Source organism: Clostridium amylolyticum (assembly GCF_900142075.1).
GTDB lineage: Bacteria > Bacillota > Clostridia > Clostridiales > Clostridiaceae > Clostridium_AA > Clostridium_AA amylolyticum.
In genome coordinates, this window is sequence record NZ_FQZO01000004.1 from 203217 (window position 1) to 216115 (window position 12899).

The 12899-nt window shown below is 32.8% G+C and carries 13 protein-coding genes and 5 tRNA genes; 2 read left to right on the top strand and 16 right to left on the bottom strand.

The features are described from left to right. Positions 1-32: 32 nt before the first annotated feature. The 7 genes from BUA82_RS10875 to yhfZ are packed head-to-tail and all read right to left on the bottom strand — an operon-like array spanning position 33 to position 6337. The gene (locus tag BUA82_RS10875) at positions 33-1193 is read right to left on the bottom strand and encodes a YhfX family PLP-dependent enzyme (RefSeq protein WP_073007777.1); all 1161 of its coding nucleotides are present in this window, start codon (positions 1191-1193) and stop codon (positions 33-35) included. Positions 1194-1209: 16 nt separating this feature from the next. Continuing rightward, positions 1210-2316, bottom strand: coding sequence for an aminotransferase class V-fold PLP-dependent enzyme (locus tag BUA82_RS10880; protein WP_083599899.1), 1107 nt, complete (start codon positions 2314-2316; stop codon positions 1210-1212). Positions 2317-2353: 37 nt separating this feature from the next. After that, the gene (locus BUA82_RS10885; protein ID WP_073007780.1) at positions 2354-3229 is read right to left on the bottom strand and encodes a phosphotriesterase family protein; all 876 of its coding nucleotides are present in this window, start codon (positions 3227-3229) and stop codon (positions 2354-2356) included. Positions 3230-3288: 59 nt separating this feature from the next. Continuing rightward, complete coding sequence (locus tag BUA82_RS10890) at positions 3289-4584, bottom strand: YhfT family protein (protein ID WP_073007782.1); 1296 nt, start codon at positions 4582-4584, stop codon at positions 3289-3291. A gap of 37 nt (positions 4585-4621) precedes the next feature. After that, positions 4622-4984, bottom strand: coding sequence for a DUF2620 domain-containing protein (locus BUA82_RS10895; RefSeq protein WP_073007785.1), 363 nt, complete (start codon positions 4982-4984; stop codon positions 4622-4624). A 20-nt stretch (positions 4985-5004) separates the two neighbouring features. Beyond that, positions 5005-5358 carry a PRD domain-containing protein gene (locus BUA82_RS10900; RefSeq protein WP_073007788.1) on the bottom strand — a complete coding sequence of 118 codons (354 nt, stop codon included), beginning with the start codon at positions 5356-5358 and terminating at the stop codon, positions 5005-5007. Positions 5359-5410: 52 nt separating this feature from the next. Next, positions 5411-6337, bottom strand: coding sequence for a GntR family transcriptional regulator YhfZ (gene yhfZ / locus BUA82_RS10905; protein WP_073007791.1), 927 nt, complete (start codon positions 6335-6337; stop codon positions 5411-5413). A gap of 335 nt (positions 6338-6672) precedes the next feature. Between yhfZ and BUA82_RS10910 the strand changes: the two genes are divergently transcribed. Then, positions 6673-7329 (top strand): HAD family hydrolase, encoded by a 657-nt coding sequence (locus BUA82_RS10910; protein ID WP_073007794.1) that lies wholly within the window; start codon positions 6673-6675, stop codon positions 7327-7329. A 121-nt stretch (positions 7330-7450) separates the two neighbouring features. Here the strand turns inward: BUA82_RS10910 and BUA82_RS10915 are convergent, their stop codons facing one another. From BUA82_RS10915 to BUA82_RS10940, 6 genes are all read right to left on the bottom strand, one after another. Further along, a complete protein-coding gene (locus BUA82_RS10915; protein ID WP_073007797.1) occupies positions 7451-8632 on the bottom strand; it encodes an ABC transporter permease in 1182 nt (393 codons plus the stop codon). Further along, positions 8625-9353, bottom strand: coding sequence for an ABC transporter ATP-binding protein (locus tag BUA82_RS10920; protein ID WP_073007800.1), 729 nt, complete (start codon positions 9351-9353; stop codon positions 8625-8627). The genes BUA82_RS10915 and BUA82_RS10920 overlap by 8 nt, the downstream gene beginning before the upstream one ends. 98 nt (positions 9354-9451) lie before the next feature. Next, positions 9452-9527, bottom strand: a tRNA-Lys gene (locus BUA82_RS10925). A 9-nt stretch (positions 9528-9536) separates the two neighbouring features. After that, positions 9537-9610: transfer RNA gene (locus BUA82_RS10930), tRNA-Gly, on the bottom strand. 288 nt (positions 9611-9898) lie between these two features. Further along, positions 9899-9973: transfer RNA gene (locus BUA82_RS10935), tRNA-Gln, on the bottom strand. Positions 9974-10040: 67 nt separating this feature from the next. Next, positions 10041-10718, bottom strand: a complete 678-nt coding sequence (locus BUA82_RS10940) for a hypothetical protein (protein ID WP_083599900.1) — start codon at positions 10716-10718, stop codon at positions 10041-10043. A gap of 272 nt (positions 10719-10990) precedes the next feature. On the opposite strand from BUA82_RS10940, the gene BUA82_RS10945 reads away from it, so the two are divergent. Further along, positions 10991-11392, top strand: a complete 402-nt coding sequence (locus tag BUA82_RS10945; protein ID WP_073007803.1) for an HNH endonuclease — start codon at positions 10991-10993, stop codon at positions 11390-11392. 209 nt (positions 11393-11601) lie between these two features. Here BUA82_RS10945 and BUA82_RS10950 read toward each other — a convergent pair. From BUA82_RS10950 to BUA82_RS10960, 3 genes are all read right to left on the bottom strand, one after another. Next, positions 11602-11676: transfer RNA gene (locus BUA82_RS10950), tRNA-Gly, on the bottom strand. A gap of 5 nt (positions 11677-11681) precedes the next feature. Next, a tRNA-Leu gene (locus BUA82_RS10955) sits at positions 11682-11765 on the bottom strand. A 121-nt stretch (positions 11766-11886) separates the two neighbouring features. Further along, on the bottom strand, positions 11887-12696 hold the full coding sequence (locus tag BUA82_RS10960; protein ID WP_073007806.1) for a ZIP family metal transporter: 810 nt from the start codon (positions 12694-12696) through the stop codon (positions 11887-11889). Positions 12697-12899 lie beyond the last annotated feature (203 nt).

Genomic DNA, 12899 nt, shown 5'->3' on the forward strand with positions numbered 1-12899 from the left:
TACATATGTCACAAACCTCATTAAGTAAATTCTTATTTGATTTTTCTCCCTTGAGAATCATAAATTCCTATTACCTCAGGAGTATTTTTGCTAATACCTTTAACTATAGCTACATGACTTCTTGTAACAAATATTTGAGTTCTAAATGCCATAACTACAGTATCTCCTACATTAGTATTAGACTTTAATGTAAAATGATAATCAATACTTTCTAAACTTGGTTCTTCTACTTTTACTTTAATAGCCTCATGAAAGTTTTTTCCTACCAATGCGTTTTCCATGTGAGATCTTCTATAATACCCTCCACCAAAGCAGTAACTTTCACCCTTTAAATTATGAGACACCTCGCTTACATAAACCATACAAGGTATTTCTTCAGCATCATTATATGCATGATATGGAGTAGTTCCTGTTAAAGCATGTCCAGGTTCTCCGTGAGTTCCTCCCTGAAGGGCTATTCCCTTCATATTTACTACAGAGGTAGCTGAAGGCATATTTATTTCAGTTAACTTTATATTAAAATTTTCTTCAATTAACTTTTTAGCCTTATTCAGTGTAACTACATTATGGGTTGGAATTATATTATTTTCTTCTTCATCATACAAAAAACAGGGGAAGGATGTTATCCCTGTAATATTTATATTAGGAAGAGATATTATTTCACTTACCTTCTGAAGCAGCTCATTTATGTAGAAGCCCCCATATTGAGCAGGATAAAGCATATCTTCTTCATCTAGAACTCTTAGCATAATGTTTTGGGTTAATTCTAATCTTTGTGCTGCTTGTGATATCTGTTTAGCTTTTTCCACAGAATATACGGTGATTATTTTAGGTTTTGCTTTAAGTATATCCTCAATGATATTTGCAGGTATTTGAACTAAATGTCCAACATGACCTATGTTTATATGGTTATCTATGAGTCCCATGGCTTCCTTAAAATCTACCACTACAGCACCCTCATAGCCTAACTTATCTAATTCCTTAGCTACCATTGGGTTTCTTCCTATTTGTTTAGTCATATAATAAAGCTTTATTCCATATCTATCCGCTTCATTTTTAATATTTTTAGCATTTTCCAGCAGGGTATCTATATCTAAAACGTAGGTATCAGGGTCAATAAGCCCTTTCTGGTGTAGTTCAAATGCTGCTTTAACTATATTTTCATTTCTTCTTACAGTCTTATCCAGAAACATATTCATACCTCATTTCTTAAATCTGCTGTTTAGCTTTTTCAATACTTTCCTTTAAAATTCTTAAAATAGTGTCTGCACCGCTTCTCATAGGATTTATTCTTATCATTCTCTTTTCTAGGGACTTATCTGCTGCTCTAAAAGTACCTGAAACCCTATAAAACATAGGTACAAACTCGTACTTTGATTCTGCCCCTACAGGGTTAGGAGCTGCTCCTAACTTTTCAGCTTGGTTTAGTACCTCATTGGCAATTTCTTCTTCTAATTCTACTAAGAGAACTTTAGATTGGGCATTGGCCAAAAAAGCATTTTTAACTCCAGGTATTTCCTTTAAATTCAATCTAGTTACCAGCTCTTCATTAACTTCCGCCTGCAAAGCTAAAGATACTGGCGCATATATTAAACCTCGCAACATTTCCATAGCCTCAAAGCCTTGAACCTGGCTTCCTCCAGAATAGTTAAGACTAATAACTTTATCAATTAAATCTTTCTTTCCTACAAGAACTCCTACCCCTTCAGGTCCTAGTAACTTGAAGGAAGAAAAGGCTGATAAATCTGCTCCGCATTCAGTTCCAATCTTTCTAACTTTCATAACTGCATAGTTATCATCAGTGATTATTTTTATATCCTTATGGCTATTCTTTATCACTTCTATAACTTCTTGCATATCATAGCTGTCATCTATCTTTTGTCTGGTATATTGTATCAAAGCTCCTTTTAAATCCTCATGGTTTTTTAACACTTCATTTAATGCATCCTTGTCATTAAAATTAGCTTTTACCACCTGAATACCCATAGTATTAATGGTAACCTCCGTGGTAGGATAGATAGGTGCATCATGCACTAGTATTTTATCACCGGTTTTAAGAAAACTAATTATCCCCCATCTTATAGCCCCTGTACCAGCTCCTCTTACTAATACTGATTTTTCTGCACCAAAAAATTCAGCTATTACCTCTTCAGCTTTTTTTGTATAGGTTGGCTTATTAAGTCCTTTTACAACACCTAAATCTCCCAAGGCTAAAATCTCAGAGCCTTGGAATTTTCTTGTGATTATATCTATTAATTTAAACTGTAACTTTTTTGCTTCTTTAATGTTTATTGATTCCAGTGGAAATGTCCTCATGTATATTACGTTCCTTTCCATGTAAGTTAAAGTATTCTTACCCTAAGATTCTTGCAATATTGCTTCTTGTCATTTTATCTATATCCTTTTGCTTTATCCCTTTTTCTATCATTAAAGGAATAAAAGTATCTATTAAATATGCATATCCAATGCCACCTCTAGTTCTAAAATTAGATTTTCTAGTTATATCCATAGAAAGTAAAACTCTATCACTAAGTCCTCTACTGCAAATTTCCTTTAAAAAATCTATTCTAAGGCCATCTGGCTGATAATTTTCTTTACCAATAGTATCAAAGGCTACATTTACGCCTCTATCAATCATTCTCAATATATAATCTAAATTACCACTTAAATCCACGTGGCTTATTATAACCTTATTTAAATCTACTTTAAATTCATTAAATAAATCTATTTGTTCTAGTCCCAAGGTCCCTAAAGTTGTATGGGTTATTATTGGTGTACCTGTTTCAACGTGAGCTAGAGCACCAGCAACAAATACTTTATGTTCCATTTCAGTTATCTTATCTTTACTAGTACCAATTTCTCCAATAATAGAAGCTTTATACTTACTACCTTCAATACCATTAATAATTTCTGACACCATAAGCTTTGAAAGATGCTTTTCATCTAAATCATAAGCTTCTTTAGGCAAAAAAGGTTCTTTATAATAGCCTGTAGAAAATAGTATATTCATATCTGTTTCTCTAGACACATTTACCATATATTCAATATTTCTACCCATTCCTCTATTAGTTACATCAATTATATTATTTACACCTTTGCTCTTTAATTCTTTAAATTCTGTTAAAGTTTCTTCATAACAGTTTAAATTACAATCATCATCCTTTTTAATTCCAGATAAGTCTATAGTCACATGCTCATGGGTATAGGTGATTCCTTCTACTAATTTCATGTAATCACTCCTTTTATAGTCATGGGAGGTGAACCCACCTCCCAAAACATTTCTATTCTTTATTTAGGTGGCAGATAAAGACCTATTAGATATAGTATATTTATTAGCACGCCTACAAATATTGCACCTACTGGACCAACAGCCATGTCCACAATAGGTTTTTTGGAAGTTTTGTTTAATACGTATATACCTACTACTACAAATAATCCTAAACCAGGTGCCATAGCGTTTGCCGCCATCATACCTCCCACTAAAAGAGCTACTTCTAGCACTTTACCCATGGCAGTTCTAATGTTGTCTCCACACTTTCTGATACCTGGGAATTTGTCCATGCCTTTAGCAAGTATATCTAAAAGAAGTATTTCTAATGCCATTACTACGGCACCAGCTAAGAAAGCTAGAAGTGGATTCTTTATAAGAAGTCCAACTACAAATACGAAGGTCATTCCCGCAGGAGCATATACCCCTGTAGTTATTGCTGTAGTTGCTACTAGAGGAATAAATCCTATGCCTCTTGCAAAAGCAGTCATAGCGGCTTCTACATTTTTTCCTTCTTTTAGTAAATTTAAAGAGATTGGGTCACCAGCTAATATAGCCATACTGGTAGCTGCTGAAATTAATCCACCCATAACCACTAATATAGGTAAGTTTTTCTTTATTTTTGCAACTCTTTCGCTAAATATAGCTGTAAGATCTACCTTTGGTGCATTAGGATCTGGTTTTTCTCTCATAGCAAATATAAGCATAATTATCATACCTGCAAGAAGAGCCATTCCTTCTGGGTTTAACGCAACTGTTGCTCCACCCAGCTTAAATTTACCCCAGTACTGGATAAATTGTCTAACTAAGAATGAAACTACTAGTGTTATAATTCCATTCTTTACTCCAAATTGATAAGCCACCACTAATGCTGGGAATACAGCAAAAGCTGCTACAATAGGAGTACCTACTTGACCAAGATGTGGTAGGAAATTAACAGGTAATTTAGCAAATAAGTCCACTATAAATTTAAGTCCTGCAACTATACCAATACCGTATGCTGCACCTATTACTGCAGAAAGAATAATTCCTGTCTTTCCTTTTGGACACCAAGTTCCTATAATATCTGTTCCCAGTAATATACTGTGAATCAATATTATAGTTGCTGCCACTGATACGGGAATTCCAAAGCCTATAACTAGTCCAAAGCTTAATGCAAAGGAAGTCGCAGCCAATGCCTTCTTATCCATTCTACCTTCAAGATATTCTGGCATTATTGGTCTTAAGCCGTCGTTAAAAACAGCTACTCCAAGATTTGCAAGCACTGCTGCCAGTGCTCCCAATAGAGCTATTACCACATAATTTAGATAACTCATGATTATCCCCCTTTTGTATTTTTTATGTTAATTAATATTAACCGTTAATAATGGTATTTATTATAACTGGTATTACAGTTTCTGCATGCTGAGGAGTAAATCCAAAGGCTTTCTTACCAGATTTAACTTCTTGTATTATTTCCTCATTACTTCTTATCTTTCCTGGCATGGATACTGTAGAGCATTGACCCATTCCTAATAATGCTATAGCCATAGCTAGTGCTCCACCGCCTCCAGTATTACAAGCTCCAAGATAATAATCTGCTTGTCCTGTCTTAACTGCCATAGCAGCTTCTATATCTCCTTTGACCTCAACTACAGCTTTTTCTCCAGCAGCTTTTCTAGCAATAGATGCCACTAGTTCCTTATCAATTTGACCACCAACCACTATTTTTATCATTTTTAAAACCTCCTAATTTTTTATAAAGAAAGTAAAGTGCATAAATGCATTACTATGAAGCTCTTTTCTTCCTCTGGTATTGATATACTAATTTCTTGTACAAAAGTATTCACCATTTCCTCTGATTTTTCAAAATCTTTTTCTTTTTTTAAGCCTTCATATAAAAAGTCTTCCATAGGTTCTACTATATTATTTTCTTTTATTCTTTTTAACGCTATAGACATATGAGTAATAAACATTGCTCCATTTTCTTCTGTAAGTTCTATGCCCCATTTTTCCTTAACTATGTCAATTATCTTCAGAAGATTACCGTGTATCTCATCATCAATTTGCCCCGCATCTCTTAGTATATTTAGTCTTAAAGTTAAATCCACCTGTTTCCCTCCATTTACAATGTACTGAATTTTGTATATTGATTTTAAAAAATTAATAGTTTGGTGTTATCTCACCATTAATAACTTTTTTCTGAATATCTAACACCTTTTCTTTGTTAATAAATTTTTTCAAAAGCGTATTAAAGGATGAATTTTCGGTATTTGCAACAATAACTGCATTGGTATCTTTATAAGAGAATATGGAATTATTTATGGGTTTAAACGGAATTTTTATATCTCTATCTTGAAGGTCATCCTTATTCCATATGGCAGCATGAATCTCTCCGCGCAAAATACTATTTAAAATTTGTGAATAAATAAGTGGAACAAACTCCACATTTTTACCTTGGCAATGATATTTTGTTAGTATAACCTGATCTAAGGATGAATAGTCAATTCCTATCTTCATACCATCTTCTATAGTATTTTTAGATCCCTTTGAAAACATTAATATATGCTCATTAACATAGGTGAAGTCTCCAAATTCATCTATTATTTCTATGTCATGTCCTTCACTTATATAATGCTGTGCTGCCAGCTTTGAGATTACTGCAAAATCATATCTTTGTTCTCTCAATGCCTCAACTCTGGTATTAGCCCCTCTCATATAAGCAAGTCCTACAGAAATATTAGAAGTTACCAAAGTATTGTAAAGACCAGTAGCTAATCCTTCATAAACTTTAGAATAAGGCAGAGGCATAACTCCTAATATGGTTTTAATATCTGCTACATCCAATAACTTTATATAATTTATTGAAGTAATAAATGTGCCTAAATGCCCTCTAGCCTCAAGAGAAATGGCCTCATAGTCTTGGAGAAACTTAAGTGCAGATTGAATGGTTCCTCTAGCAGTGCTATATTTTTCTGCTAACTGAGCTACTGTGAGTATCCTGTCTCCAACTTCATTGGAAAGGAATTCTCTAGCTAAAGTTACAGCTATTATTCCGTTTTTTTGCATAAGTTTATCTTTTAAATCCATAAGAACTCCTAACAATATACGAAATTTTGTACTTTCATCACATACATATTATCATATGGAGAAAACATTTTCAAGTGATTTTAGTAAAATATTATATAGTCCAATGATGGAGTATTATTATATAATAATTTTTAAGGAAGTAGTTTATCATTTACCCTTTACACACAAAGGCTAACTTTGAAAGCTAACTGGAATAGTATCCAACACATATTACAAAATAACAGATGCCCATTTATATTCTATTAAGAATAATGCATCTAGAAAATAAATAGGTTTCATAATTTTAAAGTAGAATCATAAATTTTGCAAAAGACTATTTTGGAGGAGAATTTTAAATGAAATACAAATGTTTGATTTTAGACCATGATGATACTGTAGTTAAAAGCACACCAGACATTCACTACCCTTCTTTCGTAGACTCATTAAAGACATTAAGGCCAAAAATGGAGCTTCTAAGTCTTGAAAAATTTGTTTCATATTGTTTTAATCCAGGATTTTCGGAACTGTGTAAAGATGTTATGAAATTCACCAAAGAGGAACAAGAATTTCAATACAGAGTATGGAAGAGTTATACAAAAGAGAAATCCCCTGACTTTTATCCAGGTTTTCCTGAATTTATAAAAGAGTATAAAAAATTAGGTGGAATAATATGTGTTGTATCTCATTCAGAAAGTGAACAAATTATAAGAGACTATATCTTGCATTGTGATATGACTCCTGATTTAATATTCGGCTGGGAGTTAGAAGAGCATCTTAGAAAACCAAATGCTTATCCAATTTTAGAAATTATGAAAAGATTCCATTTATCTAATAATGAAATGTTAGTATTAGATGATTTAAAGCCAGGGCTGGATATGGCACGAAGTTGTAATGTAGCATTTGCAGCAGCGGGATGGTCTCATGTAATACCTGAAATAGAAAATTACATGAGAAAAAATTCAGATTATTATTTCTCCACTGTTGAAGCCTTCAAAAAATTTATATTTACATAGAAATTCACAAATTGGCAAATATGCAAATTGTGCAATACATTTAACTATCACTTCCTAAATGGACTATAGGAAGTAAAATAAAAGCTCACTACAGAAGCTTCCGTAATGAGCCTATAATTAACTAAGTTCTAAAAATAACTTCTTCTCTGCTAAACATATATCTAGCAAATAATATTGAAGCGATTATATATATAATAATCCAACCAAAGGTCAAAAGCATATGCACAGGATTATATATTCCTACTAGGAATTCTTTTATAAGACTTATAGCGTTAACAATAGGTATGTTAAAGCTCATAGTAGAAATATTCTTAGCATCTGTCATGTAAGTAGAATATGCTGGTATAAATGCAATTACCATCAGAGGAGTTAGGTAGGTTTGAGCTTCTTTAAAGGATCTTGCATATATGCTTATAGCTAACTCTAAAGCTCCAAACACCATAGTTACTAGTATAGATACTAGTGCTATTAATAAAATTGTTCCTATAGGCAAATTCACTCCTGAGGTATTGCCAAATAAACCTTCATTTTGTGTCATGGCTATAATTACACCCGCCAATGAAGCAACTGTGGTTATAATCCCCATTACAGTGATGGCTAAGAATTTACCCCAAAGTATGGATAATCTTCCTGCTTGAGTGGAAAGTAAAGGTTCTAAAGTCCCTCTTTCCTTTTCCCCTGCTCCTAAGTCAGTAGCAGGCGCCATAGGTCCAGTTACACTATATATTACTAAAAATAAAGGAAGAAGTAGAGATATCATAAATATTCCTTGTCCTTCTTTATCCTTTACTGCGGTTATTACTTCTGGAACTATAGGATTTAAAAGTTCTGTATTTATTTGCCTTTTATCTAATCTTTGTTGTACTACACTTTTAGAATATTCCTCTATATATGAGTTAACTATACTAAAAGCAGTTAAGGATGATTGTGTTGAATTATCGTAGGTTATCTTTAGTTTAGATATCTTTTCATCATTAATATTTTTTTCAAAATCCTCAGGTATTTCAAGAGATAATGCAATTTTTCCATTTTTAACGTCTTCTTCAGGTTTTTGTGATTCCACAACCTTTATATTCTCTTTTTTGCTTATAAATTTAGCGAAATTGCTATTGCCTTTATCCTGAAGTACTATTTTTATATTTTCTTGTGCACTTTTCATAGATTTGTTTACGCTTTTTCCCATTACACCAAATAGTATAGGCATCATTAACAGAGGTATTAGAATACCCACAAAAAGGGTTTTCTTATCTCTAAACATATCTTTAAGTTCTTTTTTTAGTACTACAAAGGTTATTTTATTCATTATGTCCACCCACCAATCTCATAAAAATTTGCTCAAGATCTGGATTATCATATTTATGCTTTAATGAATCTTTAGTTCCTTCTTCTACTATTTTACCTTTATTAATTATCACTATCCTATCGCATAGCTTTTCCACTTCGTTCATACTATGACTAGAAAATATAATAGCTTTATTATCCTGTTTACATTTTAAAATAAAGTCTTGAACAATTTTTGATGAAGTTACATCAAGACCTATGGTAGGTTCATCAAAAAGCATCACAGAAGGGCTATGAACTATGGATCTAGCAATAGCTACCTTTTGTTTCATCCCTCTAGAAAATTTCCCAACTCTTCTATTTATATATTCCTTCATATCTAACATTTCAGTGAGATAATCTATGCTTTTTGCCGCTTCAGTTTTATTCATTCCATTAAGTTCAGCAAAGTACATAATATTTTCATAAGCAGTTAATCTATCGTAAAGCCCCACTTCTCCGCCAAACAATATGCCTACTTCTTTTCTTACCTGTGAAGACTCCTTTATTAAATCATGGCCATTGATACTAGCTGTACCTTCTGTAGGTTTAAGCATAGTAGCTAACATCCTCAATGTAGTGGTCTTCCCTGCCCCATTTTCCCCTAAAAGCCCTAAAACTTCGCCCTTTTCTACCTTAAAGTTTAACCCATTAACGGCTTGTACTTTCTTAAAGCTTTTGCTAAGAGATTTTATCTCTATCATCTAAACACCTGCTTTCCATTAATTATGAAGTATATATAACATATTACACCAATTTCTATAAGTTGTAAAAAAAATGTGATCATAAAAGATCACATTTTTGGTGCTCCGTCAGGGACTCGAACCCTGGGCACCCTGATTAAGAGTCAGGTGCTCTACCAACTGAGCTAACGGAACTTATTAAATTGGAGCGGGTGATGGGAATCGAACCCACGTAGCCAGCTTGGAAGGCTGGAACTCTACCATTGAGTTACACCCGCATGTCCTTGCAACAAGTTTAATTATAATTAATACTGTAAATTAATGCAACCCACTTCATAGCTATTTTCTGCCATTACAGCTAATTTAATTTAATTATAATGAAATTCCTTAACCATACTTATCAAATGATTCTTAGCTTCAGGTGGAGTTTGTTTAAAAGGAATGCTTACTCCATCTGAAGCTTAGAATAACTTATCCAGGAGCGGTTAGCTATGGAATAAAATTCATTTAAACTTCTGAAATAATTTTATTATTCTATAAAAAAACATCTCCCAAGGAGATGTTTATGGCTAGGATAGCAGGATTTGAACCTGCGAATACTGGAGTCAGAATCCAGTGCCTTACCGCTTGGCTATATCCCATTATATCAACTTTTAAAATTTAGCTCACGAAAATTATTATAATAACTAACTAAAAAAATGTCAATAACTAAACCACGTGATTTAATACATTATAAAGTATATTCAAAAACTTTTCTTGGGACCCTTTGTCATTATTAATAGCCTTACATAAATTTATCCACTCATCTTCCTTTAATCCAGTAGATTCTTGAAAGCTTTTTTCAGAGGAAGTCTGTTTATTGGTATTAACTACAAATTTGCCCATTTCTTCGGCATTTTCAAATACCTGCAAATACATAAAGCCATTACTGTTTCCAAACCATGTATTATTAAAACTCATAGAAAAGTTTTTTAATTCTTTTAAAGCACTATATTTAGGCATACCCCATAACCCTTTAATAAAACCCAATTGGGATTTCATTAAATAAGCTTCATCTTTAGATAACTTACCTGCTTTCTCACCATTTAGGATGATTTTATCCGCAGTTAATATAGGATATTTAGTAATCTTTTTATCTGCTCCTTCTATCCAAAAATAAAAGGCTTGTGGTAAAAAAGCATATTGAATATATCCTATTAGAGCTTTAATATCATTACAAGGACTCCAAAGTATTTCCATACCATTGTTCCTTGTAAAAATAACCGTATGAAAAAAAGGTGTCTTTTCATTAATATTTACTTCTTTAAAAATCTTTTCTTTCATTGTTAAATTTTCACGTAGAAGTGTATCCCAATAGCCTAAGGAATTATATATAGAATTTATCATCCCTTCACTTCCTTTAAATTATTATAACTTTAAATTAATTTTATACCACCCTAAGAATACTATCAATTATGATTTTACCCATGATTTAAGTGCAATAAAAGGCATATTATAATTATTTGCATTATTTCAGTTGATTATGGCTATACACCATGTATTTTTCATATTTCATCCAATATAGGACATTTTATTAGTTTGAAATATAAAAATAAATATTTTATAATTTAAGTAAGATAATAATTTAATTATATTCTTTAAGGTTAGGAGGAATTTTATTGAATTTATGTGACGTTTGTGGTAACAAAGCAGATAAACATCATATTATCTATAAAAGTCAAGGTGGATTAGATTACCCCTTAAACTATAAGTATCTGTGCGCAAACCATCACAGAGGACGAGAAGGACCTCATAAAAATAACAAAGTGGACTTGCAGTATAAATTAGAGCTTCAAAATAAATTGCAAACTATATTATGTAATTCTTACTATACTTTTGATGAACTAATTAATTTGCTTAATATAAGTAAAAACCTCTTGAAAAGGCTGTCAAAAAACTTAAAGCTTCATAAGGAAGGATATAAAAGTAGTGAAATAATATATTTACTCATGGGGAGAAAAGTATATAAAGAAGAGATGTTAGAAGACTTAGAAATAGAGTTGCTTTTAGCTAACTATTAGCAATATTAATAAGTAAGAGTATAAGAAATTCATCTTCCTGTAACAAGTTAGGAGTATTATGAATTTTGCCAGAAGACAAATTAGGAGGTTAAATTTTTAGCCTCCTTTTTATATATGTTTATATTTATTTATAAAAAAAACCGTAAGCTACGGTTTTACACAATCATACTAATTAGCTATAAATATTAGTTGTAAAATTTAAAGTAGTCTGGAGCGGAAGACGGGATTCGAACCCGCAACTTTCACCTTGGCAAGGTGACACTCTACCATTGAGTCACTTCCGCAAACTTGGTGCAGGTGAAGGGAGTCGAACCCCCACGCCGTAGGCGCTAGATCCTAAGTCTAGTGCGTCTGCCAATTCCGCCACACCTGCATTTTTGCTACATTTATTATTATACACATATTTTAAATAATTACAAGAGTTTTTTAATGGCACCCACATGAGTTATGGGTTATTGAAAAAATAACCCATAACTCATGTGGGTGCCATTGGCTTATCCTAAAGCTACATCTAATATCATCATTATAGTAAATCCTATCATGCAAGCCATAGTGGTTATATCTGTTTCTCCTTCATGCTGCGCTTCTGGAATAAGTTCTTCCACTACTACGAAAATCATAGCTCCTGCAGCGAAAGCTAGAGCAAAAGGAAGTATATGCTGCATCTTTAAAACTGCCACTGCGCCTATGACTCCTGCTATAGGCTCCACTATTCCTGATGCTTGGCCATATAAAAAGCTTTTTAAAGGAGAAAACCCTTCTCTTCTTAAAGGTAATGATACCGCTGCCCCTTCCGGGAAATTTTGTATACCTATTCCTATAGCTAGAGCAATGGCTCCCGCTAAGCTTGCAGATGGAATCTCTGCTACCACAGCACCAAAGGCAACTCCTACTGCTAATCCTTCTGGAATATTATGAAGGGTTATGGCTAATACTAACAACACACTTCTTTGCCAGCTTGTTTTAATTCCCTCTGACTCATCAGAAGAAAATCCAATGTGTAAGTGAGGAAGAAATTTATCCACTAACAGCAAAAATATTCCTCCGGACATAAATCCTATGGAAACCATAACCCAAGGATTTTTCCCTTGAGATTCAGCCATTTCTAAAGCTGGGCTAAGCAACGACCAAAAACTTGCTGCAATCATAACTCCTGCTGCGAAAGCCAGCATGGAATTTAACACCTTTTTGCTTACATTCTTAAAAAAGAATACCAACGCTGCTCCCAAAGCAGTAACTCCCCATGTAAAAAGAGTTGCAATGAGAGCCTGTACTACTGGGTTCAAATTACTAAACCAATTCATTTTATCACCTCTTTTCTTTTTCCTATTTAATATCATATTCTTTTATTTTCTTTCATTGAAATAAGTGCTATTAATATAGTGTAGCTTTTTGGACTACGAAGAAGTAAGCGACCATGCCAAATCAAAGATTTGGAATGTCTGCTTATGAAGTATTTCAGTTATTATTATATTCATCATAGACTATATTGTAAACCTTAGATTGC